This is a genomic window from Leclercia sp. UBA5076 (assembly GCF_002416465.1).
GTDB lineage: Bacteria > Pseudomonadota > Gammaproteobacteria > Enterobacterales > Enterobacteriaceae > Enterobacter.
The window spans coordinates 119,277-142,346 of record NZ_DIAO01000012.1; the positions used below are offsets into that span (position 1 = coordinate 119,277).

General features: G+C 58.0%; 22 protein-coding genes and 1 riboswitch. Of the genes, 12 read left to right on the top strand and 10 right to left on the bottom strand.

The annotated features are described in order from the left end of the window. Nucleotides 1-9: 9 nt before the first annotated feature. The 3 genes from B3X29_RS12270 to plsY all read right to left on the bottom strand — a co-directional run bounded on the left by B3X29_RS12270 (nucleotide 10) and on the right by plsY (nucleotide 2,505). A complete protein-coding gene (locus B3X29_RS12270) occupies nucleotides 10-312 on the bottom strand; it encodes an urease subunit gamma (RefSeq protein ID WP_039031754.1) in 303 nt (100 codons plus the stop codon). A 10-nt stretch (nucleotides 313-322) separates the two neighbouring features. Continuing rightward, nucleotides 323-1,150 carry an urease accessory protein UreD gene (locus B3X29_RS12275; RefSeq protein ID WP_159339932.1) on the bottom strand — a complete coding sequence of 276 codons (828 nt, stop codon included), beginning with the start codon at nucleotides 1,148-1,150 and terminating at the stop codon, nucleotides 323-325. A gap of 740 nt (nucleotides 1,151-1,890) precedes the next feature. Further along, nucleotides 1,891-2,505 (bottom strand): glycerol-3-phosphate 1-O-acyltransferase PlsY, encoded by a 615-nt coding sequence (plsY, locus tag B3X29_RS12280; RefSeq protein ID WP_159339933.1) that lies wholly within the window; start codon nucleotides 2,503-2,505, stop codon nucleotides 1,891-1,893. Between the two features lie 107 nt (nucleotides 2,506-2,612). Between plsY and folB the strand changes: the two genes are divergently transcribed. Further along, nucleotides 2,613-2,981, top strand: coding sequence for a bifunctional dihydroneopterin aldolase/7,8-dihydroneopterin epimerase (gene folB / locus B3X29_RS12285; RefSeq protein ID WP_103177002.1), 369 nt, complete (start codon nucleotides 2,613-2,615; stop codon nucleotides 2,979-2,981). Between the two features lie 103 nt (nucleotides 2,982-3,084). Then, nucleotides 3,085-3,903, top strand: a complete 819-nt coding sequence (bacA, locus tag B3X29_RS12290; RefSeq protein WP_103177001.1) for an undecaprenyl-diphosphate phosphatase — start codon at nucleotides 3,085-3,087, stop codon at nucleotides 3,901-3,903. A 10-nt stretch (nucleotides 3,904-3,913) separates the two neighbouring features. Here the strand turns inward: bacA and B3X29_RS12295 are convergent, their stop codons facing one another. Next, entirely contained in the window at nucleotides 3,914-5,155 is a 1,242-nt protein-coding gene (locus tag B3X29_RS12295; RefSeq protein ID WP_103177000.1) for a multifunctional CCA addition/repair protein, read from the bottom strand. 58 nt (nucleotides 5,156-5,213) lie between these two features. Next, nucleotides 5,214-5,834, bottom strand: a complete 621-nt coding sequence (locus tag B3X29_RS12300) for a TIGR04211 family SH3 domain-containing protein (RefSeq protein ID WP_039031844.1) — start codon at nucleotides 5,832-5,834, stop codon at nucleotides 5,214-5,216. Between the two features lie 238 nt (nucleotides 5,835-6,072). On the opposite strand from B3X29_RS12300, the gene B3X29_RS12305 reads away from it, so the two are divergent. From B3X29_RS12305 to hldE, 3 genes are read left to right on the top strand one after another with little or no spacing between them, the layout of a single operon-like run. Further along, entirely contained in the window at nucleotides 6,073-7,374 is a 1,302-nt protein-coding gene (locus tag B3X29_RS12305; RefSeq protein WP_159339934.1) for an inorganic triphosphatase, read from the top strand. A gap of 18 nt (nucleotides 7,375-7,392) precedes the next feature. Further along, a complete protein-coding gene (glnE, locus tag B3X29_RS12310) occupies nucleotides 7,393-10,251 on the top strand; it encodes a bifunctional [glutamate--ammonia ligase]-adenylyl-L-tyrosine phosphorylase/[glutamate--ammonia-ligase] adenylyltransferase (RefSeq protein ID WP_159339935.1) in 2,859 nt (952 codons plus the stop codon). A gap of 40 nt (nucleotides 10,252-10,291) precedes the next feature. Then, nucleotides 10,292-11,725 (top strand): bifunctional D-glycero-beta-D-manno-heptose-7-phosphate kinase/D-glycero-beta-D-manno-heptose 1-phosphate adenylyltransferase HldE, encoded by a 1,434-nt coding sequence (gene hldE / locus B3X29_RS12315; protein ID WP_103176996.1) that lies wholly within the window; start codon nucleotides 10,292-10,294, stop codon nucleotides 11,723-11,725. Nucleotides 11,726-11,799: 74 nt separating this feature from the next. Here hldE and ubiK read toward each other — a convergent pair whose 3' ends face one another. Continuing rightward, a complete protein-coding gene (gene ubiK, locus B3X29_RS12320; RefSeq protein ID WP_103176995.1) occupies nucleotides 11,800-12,099 on the bottom strand; it encodes a ubiquinone biosynthesis accessory factor UbiK in 300 nt (99 codons plus the stop codon). A 120-nt stretch (nucleotides 12,100-12,219) separates the two neighbouring features. After that, nucleotides 12,220-12,370, top strand: a riboswitch (FMN riboswitch). 104 nt (nucleotides 12,371-12,474) lie between these two features. Here ubiK and ribB point away from each other — a divergent pair. Further along, a complete protein-coding gene (gene ribB, locus B3X29_RS12325) occupies nucleotides 12,475-13,128 on the top strand; it encodes a 3,4-dihydroxy-2-butanone-4-phosphate synthase (RefSeq protein ID WP_103176994.1) in 654 nt (217 codons plus the stop codon). Between the two features lie 41 nt (nucleotides 13,129-13,169). On the opposite strand, the gene zupT is transcribed toward ribB, so the two are convergent. Next, nucleotides 13,170-13,943: a zinc transporter ZupT gene (zupT, locus tag B3X29_RS12330; RefSeq protein ID WP_103176993.1), complete on the bottom strand. Its 774-nt coding sequence runs from the start codon at nucleotides 13,941-13,943 to the stop codon at nucleotides 13,170-13,172. A gap of 196 nt (nucleotides 13,944-14,139) precedes the next feature. Between zupT and ygiD the strand changes: the two genes are divergently transcribed. Then, nucleotides 14,140-14,928, top strand: a complete 789-nt coding sequence (gene ygiD / locus B3X29_RS12335) for a 4,5-DOPA dioxygenase extradiol (RefSeq protein WP_159339936.1) — start codon at nucleotides 14,140-14,142, stop codon at nucleotides 14,926-14,928. Between the two features lie 81 nt (nucleotides 14,929-15,009). Here ygiD and B3X29_RS12340 read toward each other — a convergent pair whose 3' ends face one another. The 3 genes from B3X29_RS12340 to tolC form a co-directional block, all read right to left on the bottom strand. After that, entirely contained in the window at nucleotides 15,010-16,170 is a 1,161-nt protein-coding gene (locus tag B3X29_RS12340) for a glutathionylspermidine synthase family protein (protein WP_159339937.1), read from the bottom strand. Between the two features lie 2 nt (nucleotides 16,171-16,172). After that, nucleotides 16,173-16,844, bottom strand: coding sequence for a DUF1190 family protein (locus tag B3X29_RS12345; RefSeq protein WP_103176990.1), 672 nt, complete (start codon nucleotides 16,842-16,844; stop codon nucleotides 16,173-16,175). A 174-nt stretch (nucleotides 16,845-17,018) separates the two neighbouring features. Next, nucleotides 17,019-18,440: an outer membrane channel protein TolC gene (tolC, locus tag B3X29_RS12350; protein ID WP_103176989.1), complete on the bottom strand. Its 1,422-nt coding sequence runs from the start codon at nucleotides 18,438-18,440 to the stop codon at nucleotides 17,019-17,021. A 204-nt stretch (nucleotides 18,441-18,644) separates the two neighbouring features. On the opposite strand from tolC, the gene nudF reads away from it, so the two are divergent. Genes nudF through parE form a run of 5 tightly spaced genes read left to right on the top strand, consistent with a single transcriptional unit; the run spans nucleotide 18,645 to nucleotide 23,054 of the window. Then, nucleotides 18,645-19,277: an ADP-ribose diphosphatase gene (gene nudF / locus B3X29_RS12355; protein ID WP_159339938.1), complete on the top strand. Its 633-nt coding sequence runs from the start codon at nucleotides 18,645-18,647 to the stop codon at nucleotides 19,275-19,277. Next, entirely contained in the window at nucleotides 19,274-19,696 is a 423-nt protein-coding gene (locus tag B3X29_RS12360; RefSeq protein ID WP_003862516.1) for a DUF1249 family protein, read from the top strand. The genes nudF and B3X29_RS12360 overlap by 4 nt, the downstream gene beginning before the upstream one ends. A gap of 28 nt (nucleotides 19,697-19,724) precedes the next feature. Then, nucleotides 19,725-20,552, top strand: a complete 828-nt coding sequence (gene cpdA / locus B3X29_RS12365) for a 3',5'-cyclic-AMP phosphodiesterase (RefSeq protein WP_159339939.1) — start codon at nucleotides 19,725-19,727, stop codon at nucleotides 20,550-20,552. Continuing rightward, nucleotides 20,552-21,133: an esterase YqiA gene (yqiA, locus tag B3X29_RS12370; RefSeq protein ID WP_103176986.1), complete on the top strand. Its 582-nt coding sequence runs from the start codon at nucleotides 20,552-20,554 to the stop codon at nucleotides 21,131-21,133. Before cpdA ends, yqiA begins: the two co-directional genes overlap by 1 nt. Nucleotides 21,134-21,161: 28 nt before the next feature. Then, on the top strand, nucleotides 21,162-23,054 hold the full coding sequence (gene parE / locus B3X29_RS12375) for a DNA topoisomerase IV subunit B (protein ID WP_103176985.1): 1,893 nt from the start codon (nucleotides 21,162-21,164) through the stop codon (nucleotides 23,052-23,054). The last annotated feature ends 16 nt before the right edge of the window (nucleotides 23,055-23,070 follow it).

Consider the following 23,070-nt stretch of genomic DNA (forward strand, 5'->3'; position numbering starts at 1 on the left):
GTTGCCCCCTTACAGGATCGGATTGTGAACGGTGACGAGCTTGGAGCCGTCCGGGAAGGTGGCCTCCACCTGAATATCCGGGATCATCTCCGGTACGCCCTCCATCACCTGGGCGCGGGTCAGGACATGGCGGCCCGCTTCCATTAATTCCGCAACCGTCTGCCCATCGCGCGCCCCTTCCATAATGAAGGCGCTGATCAGGGCCACCGATTCCGGGTAATTGAGTTTTACGCCACGGGCGAGACGACGCTCGGCGACCAGCGCGGCGGTAAACAGCAACAGCTTGTCTTTTTCTCTGGGGGTCAGTTCCATCGTGCTTCTCTCAGGTGTGCCAGATTCGGGGCGAACAGGGGGCTTTGGCGGTAAGTTGCGGACGCAGGCGCTGCCAGATCTCACGCATCGCCTGCTGGCAAATCAGGTTGTCGTGCGCGAGGAAGCGCACCGACAGCAGGCCGTCGGTGAGGGTCGCGCCAGCGAAATGCTCCAGCGGTGCCAGGGCTTCGCAAGCCTCCTCCAGCTGTGTTTCGCTCGCCGGGTAAAACAGCAGGGTGCCGATCCACGGATGTTCCGCCACGGGGGTCAGATCGCCGTCGGCCAGGTGCTGGCGCTCGATTAACAGCGGCTCACCCTCAAGCCAGACTTCGAGACGGCTCTCAATACGACCGTGGCTGAAGGGCTCATTAATCACCGGGCGGCCCAGGCAAAACAGCTCCCAGGCCAGCAGCGTACTGCTGCGCTGCAGATGGAACACCGAGCGCAGGGCGGCCTGTGCCCCAGGAAAGAAAAGGGTGTCCTGTGGCAGCCACTCCAGCGTTGCGTTCTCCTCCAGCGTGAAGTGCTGATCCAGCCGCGCCAGGGCGCCGTTGCTGCGATAGAACTTGCTGGCGCCGGGCATGGTGATCAGCGCGTGGCTATGGGCCGCAAGATGAACGGTAATCGCCAGCTCATCCCCGCCGACAATCCCGCCGGGGGGATGCAGCAGATAGAGGTGGCAGGTTTCACCTTCGGGATAAAAGGGGCGCTGCACGGTGAGTGGCCCGACGTGGCGGGCAGAGTGGAGGAGGGTTTTCTCAGGCGAGTAGGAAAAGTGCAGGGCAAGGGATGCCTGCCAGCCTTTTACTGTTTTTTCATGCGCCTGAGTTGCTGACATGCTTTATCCATCTGCTCGCCGTCGGGTTTTTTTAGTATGCCCTGGCGGAAATGAAGGCTGTCATATGAGTCGCTTATGGATGGGGGGGGCTAAGCGCCCACTTATTTTCTGGAGTGGTGGAATTGTTCCGTTCACTATAACTTCTCTGCGTTATGTACGCCCCGCTGCGGTGAACGTGTTAAGGGGGCTGCCGCCGCCCCCTTAACAATCCCGGCTCCCGGCAAAGAAAATCGCCGCTTCGCGGTCCCTTCGGCTTATTCCCTCCGGCTAACGGGTCGGGCGTGATCCTACATCCATGTAGGTCACGCCCTCTCGGCGCATCCATGCGCCTCGCCCCGGCCTGCGGTCAACGCCTCAGCGATTTTCAGCCGGACTCACGCTCCCTCTGCCTTCGCTGCGGTCTGAAGGAAACAGAATGTCATTTCTCTGCAAATTCTTTTATTGCCGGAATGTGGCACGGGTGTTGAGTCCCCGCTGAAATCGGCGAACCGGAGACCGGCTGACAAGGGCTGGACGCCAGGGATGGCGGCCAGAGGCGAATCGAGACAGGATGTCGAGTTGAGCCGACCGCAGGCAGCAGGTCGGGAGGTGAGCGCAGTGCGAAGCACCGATTTCGTCGCGGGGCCGCGGGGATTGATAAGGGGGCCGCGGTGGCCCCCTTATCACGTTCACGGGTTCCGGAACGTCATATTCTGTTGGTCATAAAGTGAACGTAACTATTCCACTAAACTCAATATAAGCTACCGCGTCTCTTTATTCTTCCGCTTCAACCGCGCCCAGATCTTCGTCTCCTGACGCCGCCACAACCGCTGAATATTGTCATGGTGACGCAACAGGATCAGACAAGAGAGCATCGACACCGGAAAGGTAAACTGCGGCTTAAACCACCAGACATAAAATGGCGCAATCAGCGCGCTCACAATGGCGCCAAGCGAAGAGTAGCCGCTCAGCAACACGCTGAGCAGCCAGGTGCCGGCCATCACGCCGGTCAGATCCCAGCCAATGGGGGCAATGGCGCCAAACGCGGTGGCGACGCCTTTTCCACCTTTAAAACCAAAGAAAACCGGCCAGATATGGCCCAGACAGGCGGCAATGGCAATCAGCCCCAGCCAGAACGGCGTGACGCCCAGTGCATACGCGCCCCAGACGGGAAGCATTCCTTTCAGAACGTCAAAAATCAGAACCGCTACGGCTGCTCCTTTGCCGCCAATTCGTAGTACATTGGTCGCTCCCGGATTCCCGGAGCCGCTCTCGCGTGGGTCAGGCAACCCGGCGATACGGCAGACCAGAATGGCGCTGGAAATTGAGCCGCAAAGGTAGGCGAGGAGGATCATTCCAGGCGCGATTGCACTCATAACGCTGTTCCGTTTTGAAAATGTCGTTTTGTACTTAGCATCTGTGGATAATACGCATAATTCGCCGGGAGTGGTATCCGGTTTAGCCAAAAACCAGGCAGGTCGTGATGGATATAGTATTTATAGAGCAACTTTCGGTAATCACCACTATCGGGGTGTATGACTGGGAGCAGACCATCGAGCAGAAACTCGTGTTCGATATCGAAATGGGCTGGGATAACCTCGCCGCGGCAAAAAGCGACGATGTGAACGACTGTCTGAGCTATGCCGACGTGAGTGACGCGGTCATCAGTCACGTGGAAGGCCAGCGTTTTGCGCTGGTGGAGCGCGTGGCGGAAGAAGTCGCGGAGTTGCTGCTCAGCCGCTTCAACTCCCCATGGGTGCGTATCAAAGTCAGCAAGCCGGGGGCGGTTGCGCGGGCGGCCAATGTGGGCGTCATTATCGAACGTAGCCAAAATCTGAAAGGAAACATTTAAAGGTATAATAGTTAAACCAATTCCTGTTAAATCAGTCTTAGAGCTGTTCCTTTTACGGTTACCCCCTGGGTAGCCCTTTTTTCTGTCTTTTAGGGGTTAATTGATGAGCGATATGCACTCCCTGCTGGTGGCAGCAATACTGGGTGTGGTCGAAGGATTGACAGAGTTTTTGCCGGTTTCCAGTACAGGCCATATGATCATTGTCGGCCATCTGCTGGGGTTCGAAGGCGAAACGGCGAAAACCTTTGAGGTAGTGATCCAGTTAGGATCCATTCTGGCGGTGGTGGTGATGTTCTGGCGTCGCCTGTTCGGCCTGATTGGCATCCACTTTGGTCATCCGCCGCATGAAGGCACAGGTAAAGGGCGTTTAACGCTGCTGCACATTCTGCTCGGGATGATTCCGGCGGTAGTGCTGGGTCTGTTACTCCACGACACCATCAAGTCGCTGTTTAACCCGATTAACGTCATGTATGCCCTGGTGGTCGGCGGTATCCTGCTAATTGCCGCCGAGCTGCTGAAGCCGAAAGAGCCCCGCGCGCCGGGTCTGGACGACATGACCTACCGTCAGGCGTTTATGATTGGCTGCTTCCAGTGTCTGGCACTGTGGCCGGGCTTCTCTCGCTCCGGGGCGACGATTTCAGGCGGGATGCTGATGGGCGTGAGCCGCTATGCGGCCTCTGAGTTCTCATTCCTGCTGGCGGTGCCGATGATGATGGGCGCCACCGCGCTCGATCTCTACAAGAGCTATCACTTCCTGACCGCGGGCGACATCCCGATGTTTGCCGTGGGCTTTGTCACCGCCTTTATCGTGGCGCTGATCGCCATCAAAACCTTCCTGCAACTGATCAAGCACATCTCGTTTATCCCGTTCGCCATCTATCGCTTTATCGTGGCGGCCGCGGTATACGTGGTCTTCTTCTGATTGCCCGCCCTCAGTCTTTCGGCTGAGGGCAATGCTGTTCCTTCCAGGCTGCGACGGCCCGGATCCGCCGTTTCGTTAACTCTTCCCGGATTTCTGCTCCTTTAAATCCAGCTTCGACGACCGCTTTTGTCGGCACCGCTTTCGCCACCTCCCAGGCTTCACGCAGCAACCGCCCCTGCGGATAATCGTTGGCTTCAAACCCGGTACGCCCGCGCACGTCGGCTTCGCTGGTTAAGGCGATCTGCTCCACGCGCTGCGGTTTGCGCCAGGCGTCAATACTGTCGAACAGCTTGATGATGGTGGCCGGTTTAAGAATCGGGAAGGTGTGGATAAGGTCGTGGAACTCGGCAACCAGCTTCGCCAGATCGCGGATCTCGTTAGGGACCCGCATCCGCTGGCAGACCCGTTCAACCAGCCGCACGCCCGCCGGACCGTGGCCGTGGTGGCGCGGCCAGAGTTCGGGCGGCGTTAACCCCTTCCCGAGGTCGTGACAGAGCGTGGCAAAGCGGACGTCTACCTCCGGGCTCAGCATCGCCGCCATGCTCAGGGTCATCAGGGTATGGATGCCGGTATCGATTTCCGGGTGCCACTTCGCCGGGGCCGGCACGCCAAACAGGGCGTCCACTTCCGGGAACAGTACCTTCAGCGCCCCGCATTCGCGCAGCACCTGGAAGTAAACCTGTGGATTACGTGTGGTGAGCGCATTCTCGGTCTCTTTCCACACGCGTTCGGGGGTAAGGTGTTCCAGCTCGCCCGCTCTGGTCATGGCGGCCATCAGCGCCATCGTTTCATCGGCGATGCGAAAACTCAGGTGGGCATAGCGGGCAGCAAAACGCGCCACGCGCAGCACGCGGAGCGGATCTTCAGAGAAGGCGGGGGAAACATGGCGCAGAATGCGGTTTCGCAGATCCGACTGGCCGCCATAGGCATCAATGATATGGCCGTTTTCATCCTGGGCGAGGGCGTTAATGGTCAGATCGCGGCGCTGCAAATCCTCTTCAAGGGTGACGTCCGGGGCGGCATGACAGGTGAAGCCAGTATAACCGACGCCGGATTTGCGCTCGGTACGCGCCAGCGCGTACTCCTGGCGGCTTTGCGGATGCAGGAAGACAGGAAAATCGCGGCCTACCTGCTGGTAGCCCGCATCAAGCATCTCCTGAGGTGTGGCGCCTACCACCACCCAGTCTTTATCTTTGACCGGCAGACCTAACAACGCATCACGAACCGCACCACCGACCAGATAAATCTTCACGCCACACTCTCCCGTATTAAAAATGGCAATAATACGTAAGTGTGGCAGAGATAGCGATTTAGTTCATCCAGCGGTCTTTACGCTTACGGCTCGGTACCAGATGCGGCAGCACCAGACCCAGCAGCAGACCCATACCCAGCACGCCGCCGCCATACATAAACCACTGCATAATAATGGTGCGCTGTTTGTCATCCAGCTGCAGGTTGGCTGCGCTCACCTTTTTCTGGGCGACGATCAGCTCGTTCTTCAGCTTCTGGTTTTCGTCTTTGAGACCGTTGATCACCCCGTCGCTCTGCGCCACTTTCTGCTGCATTTCAGCCGTGCGCTGGTTCCAGGTGGCGTCGATATTGGTCAGTTTGTCGGTCAGGGTTTTGACCTGGTTTTCCAGATCCGGCACGCGGGTGCGCAGGCTTGGGCTGGTGCTAAGCTCTTTTAACGGGATCCAGGCGGTACGGCCGCTGCTGTCGCGCACCTGGCCATAGCTGGAGTCGGCGTTACTCTGTAACAGCACCACTTCCTCGCCGGCATTAATCGTACCCACGAGGCGATAATTGTCACCCGGACCACTACGTACCCAGGTATTCAGTTCGTCAGAAACGTAGCGTTTCTCTTCAGCGTGAACCGCTGTTGCGGCGCTAAAAGCAAGTAATGTCAGTCCGATTAGGCGTAATTTAAGCATCAGGCAGTCGTTATTTTCGTAAAAAGTGGAACGATAGTAGTGGTAACGGCTTCTCCACGCAAAGGATTCGTCAGCATTCGGAATCCTCCGTGTAGGGTTTGCCACTTTAACAAACTTTACGCCCGTCAAATTGCTCATTGCGTGGCAATCTGGCGCAAAATACTATCTACTGACAAAAAAGTGGCGAGTAAGTTCGCCTAAATTTACCCCGCAGTGCTGCAATCAAAAGAACAAGGCCATGGCTCAGGAAATCGAATTAAAGTTTATCGTTGAAAATGAGAGCGTCGACGCGCTGAAAAACCATCTGCACCAGCTGACAGCTGAACATCACGAGCCGGTGCAACTGCTCAACATCTATTACGAAACTCAGGACCTGTGGCTGCGTCGCCATGACAGGGGGCTGCGCATCCGCGGCGTTGATGGCCGCTACGAGATGACCATGAAAATTGGTGGTCGCGTGGTGGGCGGTCTGCATCAGCGCCCGGAATACAACATTGATATTGACCAGCCTGCGCTGGATCTGGCGCGCTTTCCGGCGGAAGTGTGGCCGGAAGGTCAACTCCCCGAGGGCCTGGAAGAGAGCGCCAGCCCGCTGTTCAGCACCGATTTCTGGCGCGAAAAGTGGCTGGTGAACGAAGGTAAAAGCCGCATTGAAATCGCCCTCGACCGGGGTGAGGTAAAAGCGGCCGAGTTCCAGGAGCCGATCTGCGAGCTGGAGCTTGAACTGCTGGAAGGCCACGCCGATGACGTGCTGAAGCTGGCGCGTAAGCTGGTGACCCAGAGCGGTCTGCGTCAGGGGAGCCTGAGCAAGGCGGCCCGCGGCTATCATCTGGCCCAGGGCAATGCCCCGCGCACCCTGAAACCGCTGGAGATTATGCGCGTCGCGCCGAAATCCTCTATCGAGCAGGGGTTTGAAGCCTCGCTGGAGCTGGCCCTGAGCCAGTGGCAGTATCACGAGGAGCTGTGGGTCCGCGGCGTGAAAGGGGCGAAAGCCGAGGTGCTGGCGGCGATGGCGCTGGTACGTCATAGCCTGACGCTGTTCGGCGGCATTGTGCCACGTAAAGCGAGTGCTCACTTACGCGATCTGCTGACCCAGACCGAAACCCTGATGGCGTCGGATGTCTCTGCCGAGACGGCGGTCTACAGCCCGCAAACCGCCACCGCGAAACTGGCGCTGACCGAGTTTCTGGTGACGCGCGGCTGGCGCACCTTCCTCGACGCGAAGGCGCAGAGCAAAATGGCGGATAACTTTAAGCGCTTCGCCGATATTCACCTCTCCCGTCATGCTGCTGAACTGAAAACCACCTTCGCCCATCCGCTGGGGGATCAGTATGGCGATCAGCTGATTCGTCTGGCGCGCAACATCGACAGTATGTTGCTGCTGTCAGGGGCGTATGACGGCCCGGTGGCCCGCGCCTGGCTGGAAAACTGGCAAGGGCTGCTGCATGCCATTAAGACGCGCCAGCACATTGAAATTGAGCATTTCCGTAACGAAGCCATTTCGCAGGAGCCATTCTGGCTGCACAGCGGAAAACGTTAACGCAGGCAAGGAACCCCAATGATGCCGCTTTCTTCACCCTTACAGCAGCAGTGGCAGACGGTATGTGAGCGTCTGCCGGAAACATTACCCGCCTCGTCATTAAGCGACCAGGCCAGGCAGGTGCTGGCGTTCAGCGACTTTGTGCAGGAGAGCGTTACGGCACATCCTGACTGGCTGACCGGGCTTGAGGCCGCGCCGCCGCAGGCGGACGAGTGGCAGCACTACGCGCAGTGGTTACGCGACGCGCTGGCAGATGTCGGCGATGAAGCCGCGCTGATGCGCGAGCTGCGCCATTTCCGCCGCCGGGTAATGGTGCGCATCGCCTGGGCGCAGGCGCTGATGCTGGTGAGTGAAGAGAGCACGTTGCAGCAGTTGAGTCACCTTGCGGAGACGCTGATCGTCACCGCCTGCGACTGGCTGTACGACGCCTGCTGTCGTGAATGGGGTACGCCATGCAGTGAGGATGGCACCCCGCAGCCGCTGCTGATTTTAGGGATGGGCAAGCTCGGCGGCGGCGAGCTCAACTTTTCCTCAGACATCGATCTGATCTTCGCCTGGCCGGAGAAGGGTGCCACCCGCGGCGGACGCCGTGAGCTGGACAACGCCCAGTTCTTTACCCGCCTGGGGCAGCGGCTGATTAAGGCCCTGGATCAACCCACCCAGGATGGCTTTGTCTATCGCGTGGATATGCGCCTGCGTCCGTTCGGTGACAGCGGCCCGCTGGTGCTGAGCTTCGCCGCGCTGGAGGACTACTACCAGGAGCAGGGGCGCGACTGGGAGCGCTACGCGATGGTGAAGGCGCGGATCATGGGCGATAACGACGGTGCCTACGCCAGCGAGCTGCGTGCCATGCTGCGCCCGTTCGTGTTCCGCCGCTATATCGATTTCAGCGTCATCCAGTCGCTGCGCAACATGAAAGGGATGATTGCCCGGGAAGTGCGGCGGCGTGGCCTGAAAGACAACATCAAGCTGGGGGCGGGCGGTATCCGCGAGATCGAGTTTATCGTCCAGGTGTTCCAGCTGATCCGCGGCGGGCGCGAGCCGTCGCTGCAATCCCGCTCCCTGCTGCCAACGCTTGCGGCAATTGCACAGCTGAACCTTTTGGCGGAAGGGGATGCGCAGATCCTGCGTGAGGCCTACCTCTTCTTGCGTCGGCTGGAGAACCTGCTGCAGAGCATTAACGACGAACAAACCCAGACCCTGCCGGGGGATGAGCTTAATCGCGCCCGTCTCGCCTGGGGAATGCGCCTTGACGACTGGCAGGCGCTGACCGAGGCGCTGGATGCGCACATGGCCGCGGTGCGGCGGATTTTTAACGACCTGATTGGCGACGATGAGAGCGAATCACAGGATGATGAGCTGTCGGAGCACTGGCGCGAGCTGTGGCAGGATGCGCTGCAGGAGGACGATACTACCCCGGTGCTGGCCCACCTCAGCAATGATGACCGTCACCGGGTGGTGGCGCTGATTGCAGATTTCCGCCTGGAGCTGAACAAGCGCGCCATTGGCCCGCGCGGACGTCAGGTGCTCGATCACCTGATGCCGCACCTGCTGAGCGACGTCTGCTCCCGCGCCGATGCGCCGGTGCCGCTGTCGCGCCTGACCCCGCTGCTCAGCGGGATCATCACCCGCACCACCTATCTGGAGCTGTTAAGCGAGTTCCCGGGCGCGCTCAAGCACCTGATTTCCCTTTGCGCCGCCTCGCCAATGATCGCCAGCAAGCTGGCGCGCTATCCGCTGCTGCTGGACGAGCTGCTCGATCCCAATACCCTTTACCAGCCGACGGCGACCGACGCCTACCGGGACGAGCTGCGCCAGTATCTGCTGCGCGTGCCGGAGGAGGATGAGGAGCAGCAGCTGGAGGCGCTGCGTCAGTTTAAACAGGCGCAGCTGCTGCGTGTGGCTGCCGCCGATATCGCCGGAACGTTGCCGGTGATGAAAGTGAGCGATCACTTAACCTGGCTGGCGGAGGCGATTATTGATGCCGTTGTCCATCAGGCGTGGGTACAGATGGTGGCGCGTTATGGCCAGCCGAAACACCTGGCCGATCGGGAAGGGCGCGGCTTTGCGGTTGTGGGATATGGCAAGCTGGGCGGCTGGGAGCTGGGCTACAGCTCCGATCTGGATCTCATTTTCCTTCACGACTGCCCGGTAGATGTGATGACCGACGGCGAGCGTGAGATCGACGGGCGTCAGTTCTACCTGCGCCTCGCCCAGCGCATCATGCACCTGTTCAGCACCCGCACGTCGTCGGGCATTCTGTATGAAGTGGATGCCCGCCTGCGTCCGTCCGGGGCGGCGGGCATGCTGGTCACCTCCACCGAGTCGTTCGCCGAGTATCAGAAGAACGAAGCCTGGACCTGGGAGCATCAGGCTCTGGTGCGCGCCCGGGTGGTCTATGGCGATCCGCAGCTGAAGGCGCAGTTCGATGCTATCCGGCGCGACGTGCTGACCGCCACGCGTGAAGGCCAGACGCTGCAGACCGAGGTGCGCGAGATGCGTGAAAAAATGCGCGCCCATCTGGGAAATAAACATCGTGATCGCTTTGATATTAAAGCCGACGAAGGCGGTATTACCGACATCGAATTTATCACCCAGTATCTGGTGCTGCGTGACGCCCACGCCAAACCGAAGCTGACCCGCTGGTCGGATAACGTGCGCATTCTGGAACTGCTGGCGCAGAACGACATTATGGATGAGCAGGAGGCGCTGGCGCTCACCCGCGCTTACACCACGCTGCGCGATGAACTGCATCATCTGGCGTTGCAGGAGCAGCCCGGTCATCTGCCGCTCGACTGCTTTAACGCCGAGCGGGAGCTGGTGCGCGCCTGCTGGCAGAAGTGGCTGGTGGAACCGTGCGTAACAAAACAAGTGTGATATTATCGCGCGCAAATTGTGAATCTTTCTGGAGTCAGGAATGAAAGTAACACTGCCAGAGTTTGAACGTGCTGGAGTTATGGTAGTTGGCGATGTGATGCTGGATCGCTACTGGTATGGGCCAACCAGCCGCATTTCCCCGGAAGCCCCGGTCCCGGTGGTGAAGGTGGATACCATTGAAGAGCGTCCTGGCGGCGCGGCAAACGTGGCGATGAACATTGCTTCTCTCGGCGCACATTCGCGTCTGGTCGGTCTGACCGGCATCGACGATGCGGCACGGGCGCTGAGCAAGACGCTGGCGGATGTGAACGTTAAATGTGATTTCGTTTCTGTTCCAACGCACCCGACCATTACCAAGCTGCGCGTGCTGTCGCGCAATCAGCAGCTGATCCGCCTCGACTTTGAAGAGGGCTTTGAAGGGGTAGATCCGGAGCCGCTGCACGAGCGCATCAACCAGGCGCTGGGCAACATCGGCGCGCTGGTGCTCTCCGACTACGCCAAAGGGGCGTTGGCGAGCGTCCAGCAGATGATTAAGCTGGCCCGCGCTTCCGGTGTGCCGGTGCTGATCGACCCGAAAGGCACCGATTTCGAACGCTATCGCGGTGCGACGCTGCTGACGCCGAACCTCTCCGAGTTTGAAGCGGTGGCGGGCAAATGCAAAACCGAGGATGAGATCGTTGAGCGCGGCATGAAGATCATCGCCGACTTCGATCTCTCCGCGCTGCTGGTGACCCGTTCCGAGCAGGGGATGACCCTGCTGCAACCGGGCAAAGCGCCGCTGCATATGCCAACCCAGGCGCAGGAAGTGTATGACGTCACCGGTGCGGGCGATACGGTGATTGGCGTGCTGGCGGCGACGCTGGCGGCCGGTAATACCCTTGAAGAGGCCTGCTACTTTGCCAACGCTGCCGCAGGCGTGGTGGTCGGCAAGCTGGGGACCTCAACCGTCTCCCCTATCGAGCTGGAAAACGCGGTGCGTGGCCGTGCTGATACCGGTTTTGGCGTGATGAGTGAAGAAGAGCTGAAAGTGGCCGTTGCCGCCGCGCGTAAGCGTGGTGAGAAAGTGGTAATGACCAACGGCGTGTTCGACATTCTGCACGCGGGCCACGTCTCCTATCTTGCCAACGCGCGCAAGCTGGGCGACCGTCTGATCGTGGCGGTGAACAGCGATGCCTCCACCAAACGTCTGAAGGGTGAAACCCGTCCGGTGAATCCGCTTGAGCAGCGTATGATTGTGCTAGGCGCGCTGGAAGCGGTGGACTGGGTCGTCTCCTTCGAAGAGGATACCCCGCAGCGCCTGATTGCCGGGATCCTGCCGGACCTGCTGGTGAAAGGCGGTGACTACAAGCCTGAGCAAATCGCGGGCAGCGAAGAGGTCTGGGCCAACGGCGGGGAAGTGATGGTGCTCAATTTTGAGGACGGATGTTCAACCACCAACATCATCAAAAAAATCCAGAAAGATAGCGAGAAATAAAAAACGGGCCGAAAGGCCCGTTTTTTTGCCGGGTGGCGGCTTCGCCTTACCCGGCCTACGGTAACCCGTGTGAATTATTCCACGTTGTCTACCGGTGGGATCGCCGGGGCCGGTTTCACTTCATCAACAACAACACCGCGGTTTTCCAGCTCGGTGAGGCGCTGCTCCAGCAGGGCAATCTTTTCGCGGGTGCGCAGCAGAACCTGCGTCTGCACGTCAAATTCTTCACGGCTGACCAGATCCAGACGCATCAGCTGCGCCTGCAGCACCTGGCGGATCTTCTTCTCAACATCATCACCAAACTCACGTACGCCTTTTGGCATGGATTCATGGACCTGGCGGGCAAGTTGTTCAATTTTTTTTGGGTCGATCATCATAGTTCCCTTGAAGTAAAGATGTTTAGAACCATTGTAGCGCGTTACGGGGATCCTTAAACCAGAATTGTGTGAAGCTTATGCGTTGCCGAACATAATCATTAGCGTTATAGTTATCCCGCTTATTCTCAGGGCGGGGCGAAATTCCCCACCGGCGGTAAATCAACACCATGTTGAAAGCCCGCGAGCGCTTTGGGTGCATACTCAAAGGTCAGCAGATCCGGTGTAATTCCGGGGCCGACGGTTAAAGTCCGGATGGGAGAGAGTAACGAACCAGTCGGGCGAGGCCCGCTCACGTTATTTTTTTGCCGTACTCCGGCGCTCCTAAGACTGCCCTGATTCTGGTAACCATAATTTTAATGAGGTTTTTTTACCATGAATCAGACGCTCCTTTCCTCTTTCGGTACCTCTACTGACCGTGTTGAGCAGGCGCTTGCTGCGCTTCGCGAAGGCCGCGGCGTGATGGTGCTTGACGATGAAGACCGTGAAAACGAAGGCGATATGATTTTCGCCGCCGAAACCATGACCGTTGAGCAGATGGCGCTGACCATCCGTCACGGCAGCGGCATTGTTTGCCTGTGTATCACCGAAGATCGCCGTAAACAGCTGGAACTGCCTATGATGGTAGAGAACAACACCAGCGCCTTCGGCACCGGTTTTACCGTCACCATCGAAGCCGCCAGCGGCGTGACCACCGGTGTCTCTGCCGCTGACCGCGTCACCACCGTGCGTGCCGCCATTGCCGACGGTGCAAAACCTTCTGACCTGAACCGTCCGGGCCATGTCTTCCCGCTTCGCGCGCAGCCGGGCGGCGTGTTGACTCGCGGCGGCCACACCGAAGCCACTATCGATCTGGTAACGCTGGCCGGTTTCAAACCCGCCGGTGTCCTGTGTGAACTGACCAATGATGATGGCTCTATGGCCCGCGCGCCGGAGTGCATCGACTTCGCGGTGAAACACAACATGGCTGTGGTCACCATTGAAGATCTGGTGGCGTATCGCCAGGCGCACGAGCGCAAAGCCAGCTGATAACGCAGCATAAAAAACGCCGGGTTAACCCGGCGTTTTTTTTACCCTATTCCTGCCGTCTGGAGCAGCACCAGACTGAGCCCCATTACCGACATCCCGCACAGCACGCCGTAGCTGGGATTGTTATTGGGATCGATCTCTTTGGCGAGCGGCATCAGCTCATCCACCGACAGCGCCACCATAATGCCCGCCACTGCCGCCATAATCGCCGCCATCACCACCGGCGAGATCAGGCTGCCGAGGATCAGCCACGCCAGTACGCCGCCTGCAATCTCCGCCATGCCGGAAATACCCGCCCAGAAGACCGCTTTACGTTTTGAACCGGTGGCCGCATAGACCGGGCCTGCGACCGCGAGCCCCTCCGGGATATTGTGCAACGCCACCGCCAGCGCAATACCGAATCCTAACTCCAGGTTGTTACTGGCGGTCACATAGGTCGCAACGCCTTCCGGGAAGTTGTGCAGGCTGATGCCCAGGGTCAGCAGCAGCGCAGTACGTCGCAGGTTGCGGGGCAGCGGCTGACTCCCTTTCTGCATCAGATCCTGCGGGTGCGCGTGGGGCAGCATTCTGTCCAGCGCAAAGTAGCCCAGCAGGCCAAAAACAAACATCCCGTAGCCGAGCACCGGCGACATCCCTTCGGTGCCGAGTGCCGCGGGCAGCATCTCCATCAGGGAGATGAGCAACATGATCCCGGCGGCAAAGCCGAGCGAAAATGCCAGCACGCGGTTCGAGGGCTTCTGGCCCAGCACGCCGAGCAGGGCGCCGATAAAGGTGGCGGCGCCTGCGAGAATCGTCAGAATCAGAGGAACTGACATTCACCTCTCCTTATGATAATGATTATCATTCATATTAAAGGCTAAACGCGCGTAAAGCGAGCGGGTATAATCGCCTTTACAGATCCCTTACATTCAAATTTCCTGATGATCTTCATCATGGTTATCAGAGTTCATCTTATCCTGTTAACGGGTAAGGTAAAGCTATCAAATCGACAGCTTGTGTAAGGATATCATCATGACATCTTCTCGTATGCCAGCACTGTTTTTGGGCCACGGTAGCCCCATGAACGCGCTGGAGGATAACGTCTATACCCGCGCCTGGCGTCATCTGGGAGAGACGTTGCCGCGTCCGAAAGCAATCGTGGTGATTTCTGCACACTGGTTTACCCGTGGCACCGGTGTTACCGCGATGGAAACGCCGAAAACGATCCATGATTTTGGTGGCTTCCCGCAGGCGCTGTACGACACGCACTATCCGGCACTGGGATCACCGGCCCTGGCGCAGCGGCTGGTAGAGCTGCTGTCGCCTCTCCCGGTCATCCTTGATAAAGAGGCGTGGGGCTTTGACCACGGCTCCTGGGGCGTGCTGATCAAGATGTACCCGGATGCCGACATCCCGATGGTGCAGCTGAGCATCGACAGTACCAAACCGGCGGCGTGGCACCTTGAGATGGGCCGTAAGCTCGCCGCGCTCCGTGACGAGGGCATCATGCTGGTAGCCAGCGGTAACGTGGTGCATAACCTGCGCACAGCCCGCTGGCATGGAGAAAACACGCCCTATCCGTGGGCAACGTCGTTTAACGATTACGTGAAAGCAAACCTGACCTGGCAGGGGCCGGCTGAAGAACATCCCCTGGTGAACTATCTGGCGCATGAAGGCGGCTCGCTCTCAAACCCGACGGCGGAACATTTCCTGCCGCTGCTCTATGTCCTGGGCGCGTGGGATGGTCAGGAGCCCGTTTCCACACCGGTGGACGGCATTGAGATGGGCAGCTTGAGTATGTTGTCGGTGCAGGTGGGGTAAAGCGCCCGGTGGCGCTGCGCTTACCGGGCCTGCGGAGTGATGTAGGCCGGATAAGGCGAAGCCGCCACCCGGCACCACAGGCTACTCCACGAAGATATGCGGATAGAACCGCGACAGATCCTGGGTGATCAACGCCCGATCTTCACGAATACCAATCCCGGCTGGCTGATCGTTGATCAGCCAGCTGCCGATCAGCATGTAGCTGTCGCCATACTTCGGTAACTGACAGAACTGCTGGACGATCATCCCTTCTTCGCCATACGGACCTTCTACCGCTTCCACGGTGTTACCGTTTTCGATAATCGATACGTTGGCGCCTTCGCGGGAGAAAATCGGCTTTTTGACATACTTATCCATCTGCGGATAGTCATCTTCCGCGAAGTAAGCGGGCAGCAGGTTTGGATGGTCCGGGAACATCTCCCACAGCAGCGGTAACAGCGCTTTGTTGGAGATAATGCTCTTCCAGGCCGGCTCCAGCCAGCGCACGCCAGCATCTTCCAGCTTGGTAGAGAAAACTTCGCGCAGCATGTATTCCCACGGATAGAGCTTGAACAGGTTACTGATTACCTGGTCCTGCAGATCGGTGAACTGGCCTTTTTCACCCAGCCCGATATCTTCCATGTAGAGAAATTCGCTGGCAACGTCCGCTTCGGCGGCGCAGTCCTGCAGGTACTGTACCGTGCCGCGATCTTCGACCGTGTCACGACAGCAGGCAAAGTGCAGCAGGTTGAAGCCGTGCTGTTCGCGCAGTTCAGCGAAACGCGCGATCAGCTTTTCCTGCAAACTGTTGAACTGGTCACTGCCTTCCGGCAGATGGCCTGCGTTCTGCTGATCTTCCAGCCAGATCCACTGGAAGAAGGCCGCTTCATACAGGGAGGTTGGTGTATCAGCGTTGTTCTCAAGCAGCTTCGGCTCGCCGGTGCCATCCCACGCCAGATCGAGGCGGGAGTAGAGCGACGGCTGATGGGTCAGCCATGACTGACGCACAAAGCCCCAGGTGTGCTTCGGAATGCGGAATTTGGTCATCAGCTCATCGCTGGCGATCACCTTTTCCACCACCTTCAGGCACATCTGATGCAGCTCCGCCGTCACCTCTTCCAGTTTTTCAACCTGGGCGAGGGTCAGCTTGTAGTAGGCATCTTCACACCAGTACGGCTCGCCGTACATGGTGTGGAAGTTGAAACCATATTCGGTGGCTTTTTCGCGCCAGTCCGGGCGCTCAACAATACTGACTCGTTCCATTATCAGCCGCCCATTGAGCGCGTTGAGGTGCCGGTCGCGCTGCGTTGCATGGTGTTCTGTTTGGCAACAGATTCACCAAAGCCGCCGCGGGTAACGGTGCTGGTGGTCGCCGGTTTAGGCGCCATAGCGGTTTTCGGAACGGTCATGGTGCGGCCTGGCTGGGCAGCACCGTAACCTTTGCCGCTGGCATCGGTATACTGGCCGTAAGCCGGGCTGGCCGGGTTTTTAGAGCTGAACAGCGGTTGCTGCTGATAACCCGCGCCGCCGCTCATCAGTCGGCCCATCATGTAACCGGCCATCAACGGCATCCAGAAACTGCCGCTGGATTGCGCCTGCGCCTGGTTTTCTGGCGCCGTGCCCGCCTGAGCCGGAGCAGGCGCCTGCTGGCACTGACCTTCGCCAAATTCCGCCACGCAGTCTTCACGGCTGGCATATTTCGGCGCGGTACGTTCGGCCTCTTTCAGGGCATTGTTGTAGGCGGTAGTACACTCTGCCTTGTTGCCGGTGGCGGAGGCACAGTCATCGGCATTCTGGTAGAGCGAAACCGTTTCGTCGCTTTGCTCACATCCTGCCAGCATAAACACGGCGCCCAGCGCCAGGGCGACAGGAGTGAGGTGACGCGCGTTCCAGCTTTTGCGGAACGTGGCGTGATTAATGGATTTTGTCCGTTTCATGATCGTCTTCCAGGACCCAGTGATAAAACACAGAAAATAACGCTCAGAATAGAGGATGAGTGGTGGAAATTGAAGCGATGGGGGCGAAACTGGGGGATCTTTACGTTGGCTTACGTTTTTTTGTCGGGCAGCGCGATAATACCCGGCCAGGATAGCCCTGGCCGGATGACATCATTAGTTGCTGGTGGTACGCGCAGCGGCGGCGGTTAAGCCATCAGCAGAGGCAGCCTGCTGTGGATTTTCCGGGGCCACAACCTCTGGGGTAGTGGAGATAGGTTTACCCAGAGCGCCGTTCAGCGCCAGCAGATCCTGCTCGTTCAACGTACCCAGCGCTTGCTTGATGTTCAGCTGGTTAATCAGGTAGTTATAACGGGCATTGGAGAGCTGTTGTTTGGCGTTATAGAGCGTGGTGGTCGCGTCCAGCACGTCAACAATGGTACGGGTACCGACCGCGTAACCCGCTTCTGACGCATCCAGCGAGCTCTGAGCAGACACTACGGCCTGTTTATAGGCATTGATGCTGCTGACAGAGGCATTCACGTTGTTGAAGGAGGAACGCACGGTCTGCACAACGCTGCGGTGCGCACTTTCAAGCTGCTCGCTGGCACCGACAAAGTTGTACTGCGCCTGTTTGACCTGCGAATTGACCTGGCCGCCCTGATAGATTGGCAGAGAGAAGTTCAGGCCGATTTTATTCTGGCCAACGTCGCTGTCGTTGTACTGGGCTCCGCTGGTTCGTGAACCACTGTAGCTGGTGTTTGACACCCCGGTAGAGGCGCTCAGGCTCAGGGTTGGCAGATGGCCATCCTGTGCCAGGCGGATCTGCTCGCGGGCCAGATCCTGGTTCAGGCGGGCCTGCAGCAGGCTCAGGTTACGGTTTTCAGCTTCTTTCAGCAGGGCATTCACCGCCTGCGGCTTTTCGGCTTTGAAGCGATCAACGTTCAGGGAAGCCAGCTGTGGGTAATAGTTACCGGTGACCTGACGCAGCTGTTCAACGGCGTTATCCAGGTCGTTACGCGCGGTCACTTCGTTCGCCAGTACGTTATCGTATTGCGAACGGGCGTTCTGCACGTCGGTGATGGCGACCAGGCCCACGTTAAAACGCTGGGTGGTCTGATCGAGCTGACGGTAGATAGCTTGTTTTTGCGCTTCAATATAGGAGAGCGTATCGATAGCGCTCAGCACTCTGAAGTAGGCGGTGGCCGTGTTCAGGATCAGGGTCTGCTGGTCGGTCTGATAGGTCACATCCTGAATACCGGCAGATTTCTCCTGCAGGCTCAGGGTACGCCATTTAGACATATCAAACAGCGTCTGGGTCAACTGGAGTGAACCGCTGGTGACGTTGGAGTCGATGCCGTTAGCATCACGGTAACCGTTGTTATAGGTATAGTCTGCACCTAAACCCAGCTGTGGTAATAATGGGCTGCGTGCTTCATTAATTTTTTCAAATGCAGCATCACGATCGGCGGCGGATTTACGCAGTTCCGGATTACTCAGACGTGCCTGCTTATAAACCTGTATCAGGTCCTCTGCCTGACTCACCGCGCTGAAACCCGTCAGGCTCAGGCCGATGAGGATGGGGAGCAATTTCTTCATTTGCTTTCCTTGTTGTGAAGCTTAGTTAGCGCTGATCTAATTTAAAAAATATCTACCGATTCTAGCAGACTTCGCCACTGCAAAAGGTTGGCGTTCCGTGCCATGCGGCAGTAACTTGCACCAATTTACCATACTGTTGTAGAAACCGCATTTTAGCAGAATTGAATTTCACCTTAACGCCACCATTTATACCAGGATGCAAACATGGATAAACCAGAGAAGTTGCCAGTGACTTTTACAAAAAACGATGTAGAAATTATTGCACGAGAAACGCTCTACAGCGGATTTTTTTCACTGGAATTATACCGTTTTCGCCATCGTCTGTTTAACGGCGAAATGAGTGGCGAAGTGCGGCGCGAAATTTTTGAGCGCGGGCATGCTGCAGTCTTGCTACCCTTTGACCCAGTGCGTGATGAAGTGGTACTGGTAGAGCAGATTCGCATTGCCGCGCTGGATACCAGCGAAAGCCCGTGGCTGCTGGAGATGGTAGCCGGGATGGTTGAAGCAGGCGAGACCCCGGATGAGGTCGCCCGTCGCGAGGCGATGGAAGAGGCCGGGCTGATGGTTGGGCGTACAAAACCGATTTCGAATTATCTGGCAAGCCCTGGCGGCACCAGCGAGCGTTTATCGGTTCTGGTAGGCGAAGTGGACGCCACGACCGCGCAAGGGATTCACGGTCTGGTTGATGAAAACGAAGATATTCGTGTTCATGTGGTAAGTCGGGAGCAGGCTTATCAATGGGTAGAAGAGGGGAAAATCGACAACGCGGCGTCTGTCATCGCTTTGCAATGGCTACAGCTGCACTATCAGGAATTAAGAAACGAGTGGAAAAAATGAAGCGTTATACACCTGACTTCCCTGAAATGATGCGCCTGTGCGAAACCAACTTCGCCCAGTTGCGCCGTTTGCTGCCGCGTAATGACGCGCCCGGCGAAACAGTGAGCTATCAGGTGAGCAACGCGCAGTATCGGTTAACGATTACGGAATCAACCCGTTACACTACGCTGGTGGAGATTGAACAAACGGCACCTTCCATCAGCTACTGGAGCCTGCCGTCGATGACGGTGCGGCTGTACCATGACGCGATGGTCGCTGAAGTGTGTTCAAGTCAGCAGATCTTCCGCTTCAAAGCGCGTTATGATTACCCAAATAAAAAGTTGCATCAACGTGACGAAAAGCATCAAATTAATCAGTTTCTGGCTGATTGGCTAAGATACTGTTTAGCACATGGAGCGATGGCGATTCCGGTTTGTTAGCGTCGTGAAACCTACCTAAGGACACCATTTGGAAAGCCTGTTGAACCTGACTGTTGCTGGTGGGGCGCCAGTCAGGGTATTACAAATTACCGATACTCACCTGTTTGCCAATAAGCATGAAACCCTGTTAGGTGTGAATACCTGGGAGAGTTATCAGGCTGTTCTGGAAGCCATTCATGGCCAGAAGCGCGAATGCGATTTGATAGTCGCAACGGGCGATTTGGCGCAGGACCAAACCGCCGCGGCTTATCAGCATTTCGCTGAAGGTACCGCGAGCTTTCACGCGCCCTGCGTCTGGTTACCGGGAAACCACGATTTTCAACCTGCGATGTACAACGCACTTCAGGATTCAGGCATTTCGCCCGCTAAACGGGTCTACGCCGGCGACCACTGGCAGATTCTGCTGCTCGACAGCCAGGTCTTCGGCGTGCCGCACGGTGAGCTGAGCGATTTTCAGCTGGAGTGGCTGGAAGGGAAACTGGCGGCTGAGCCGGAGCGCAACACCCTGCTTTTACTGCATCATCATCCGCTGCCGGCAGGATGTAGCTGGCTCGATCAGCACAGTCTGCGCAACTCCGCCGCCCTGGATCAGGTGCTGGAAAAATTCCCGCGGGTGAAGCACTTGCTCTGCGGGCATATCCATCAGGAGCAGGATCTCGACTGGAACGGTCGTCGCCTGCTGGCTACGCCTTCTACCTGCGTGCAGTTCAAACCGCATTGCGCGAACTTCACGTTAGATACCATTGCGCCAGGCTGGCGCTGGCTGGAACTGCATGCCGACGGCTCGTTGACCACCGAAGTCTGCCGCCTGGAAGGCACCCGGTTCCGCCCGGATACCGCTTCAGAAGGCTACTGATGTCTGCGCTCCTTTATCTGCACGGGTTCAACAGCTCCCCGCGCTCGGCAAAAGCGACGCTGTTTCGCCAATGGCTGGAGGTTCATCATCCCGACGTCGAGATGATCGTCCCGCAATTGCCGCCGTACCCGGCTGACGCTGCCGAGATGCTGGAGACCATCGTCATGGCGCACGGCGGCGAGCCTTTCGGTGTGGTGGGCTCTTCCCTTGGTGGCTACTACGCCACCTGGCTCTCTCAGTGCTTTATGCTGCCCGCCGTGGTGGTGAACCCAGCGGTGCGGCCTTTTGAGCTGCTGGTGGGCTATCTTGGGCACAACGAGAACCCCTACACCGGACAGCAATATGTGCTAGAGTCTCGCCATATTTACGACCTCAAAGTGATGCAGATTGATCCGCTGGAAGCGCCAGATCTTATCTGGCTGCTGCAACAGACGGGTGATGAAGTGCTGGATTACCGCCAGGCAGTGGCGTATTACGCCTCCTGCCGCCAGACTGTAGAAGAGGGTGGCAACCACGCTTTCACGGGCTTTGAGGATCATTTCACCCAGATTGTCGATTTTCTCGGTCTGCACAGCCTCTGACAATCGCTGCGAATTGCTAGTTTAAATCATGACGCAAACCTATAACGCTGATGCCATTGAGGTACTCACCGGGCTTGAGCCGGTTCGCCGCCGTCCGGGGATGTACACCGATACCACGCGCCCAAACCATCTGGGCCAGGAAGTAATTGATAACAGCGTCGACGAAGCGCTGGCGGGTCATGCCAGACGCGTTGACGTTATTCTGCATGCCGACCAGTCGCTGGAAGTGATCGACGACGGGCGCGGCATGCCTGTCGATATCCACCCGGAAGAGGGTGTGCCGGCGGTTGAACTGATCCTCTGCCGCCTGCATGCGGGCGGTAAGTTCTCCAATAAAAATTACCAGTTCTCAGGCGGTCTGCACGGGGTAGGTATCTCCGTGGTGAACGCCCTTTCCAAACGCGTTGAAGTGACCGTTAAGCGCGACGGCCAGGTCTACAACATCGCCTTTGAGAACGGCGATAAAGTGCAGGATTTGCAGGTGATCGGTACCTGCGCGAAACGTAATACCGGTACCAGCGTCCACTTCTGGCCGGACGAGAGCTTCTTCGACAGCCCGCGTTTCTCGGTTTCTCGCTTAACGCACATCCTGAAAGCGAAAGCGGTGCTCTGCCCTGGGGTAGAAATTACCTTCAAGGATGAGGTCAACAACAGCGAGCAGCGCTGGTGCTACCAGGATGGTCTGAATGATTATCTGGGCGAAGCGGTTAACGGCCTGCCAACCCTGCCGGAAAAACCGTTTATCGGTAATTTTGCCGGTGATACGGAAGCGGTGGACTGGGCGCTGCTGTGGCTGCCGGAAGGCGGCGAGCTGCTGACTGAAAGCTACGTTAACCTGATCCCGACCATGCAGGGCGGCACGCACGTGAACGGCCTGCGCCAGGGGCTGCTGGACGCGATGCGTGAGTTCTGCGAATACCGCAACATCCTGCCGCGCGGCGTGAAGCTGTCGGCGGAAGATATCTGGGAGCGCTGCGCCTACGTCCTCTCCGTGAAGATGCAGGATCCGCAGTTTGCCGGTCAGACTAAAGAGCGGCTTTCTTCACGCCAGTGCGCGGCGTTTGTCTCCGGCGTGGTGAAAGATGCCTTCAGCCTGTGGCTGAACCAGAACGTGCAGGCCGCAGAAATGCTGGCCGAAATGGCGATCTCCAGCGCCCAGCGCCGTCTGCGCGCGGCGAAGAAAGTGGTGCGTAAAAAGCTCACCAGCGGCCCTGCGCTGCCGGGCAAGCTGGCGGACTGTACCGCACAGGATCTGAACCGCACCGAGCTGTTCCTCGTGGAAGGGGACTCTGCGGGCGGGTCGGCCAAGCAGGCGCGCGACCGTGAATATCAGGCGATCATGCCGCTGAAGGGTAAGATCCTTAACACCTGGGAAGTCTCTTCCGATGAGGTGCTGGCGTCGCAGGAGGTGCATGACATCTCGGTGGCGATCGGTATTGATCCGGACAGCGAAGATCTCAGCCAGCTGCGTTACGGCAAGATCTGTATCCTTGCGGATGCGGACTCCGATGGTCTGCACATCGCCACGCTGCTGTGCGCGCTCTTTGTGAAGCATTTCCGCACGCTGGTGAAAAACGGCCATGTCTATGTGGCACTCCCGCCGTTGTACCGTATCGATCTCGGTAAAGAGGTCTATTACGCCCTGACGGAAGAAGAGAAAGCGGGCGTGCTGGAGCAGCTTAAACGCAAGAAGGGCAAACCTAACGTGCAGCGCTTTAAAGGGCTGGGCGAGATGAACCCGTTGCAGCTGCGTGAAACCACGCTCGATCCGAATACCCGCCGTCTGGTGCAGCTCACCATCAGCGATGAAGATGAGCAGCAGACCACTGCGGTGATGGATATGCTGCTGGCCAAGAAGCGCTCGGAAGACCGCCGCAACTGGCTGCAGGAGAAGGGCGACCTGGCAGATATCGAGGGTTGATGGCATTACCGTACTG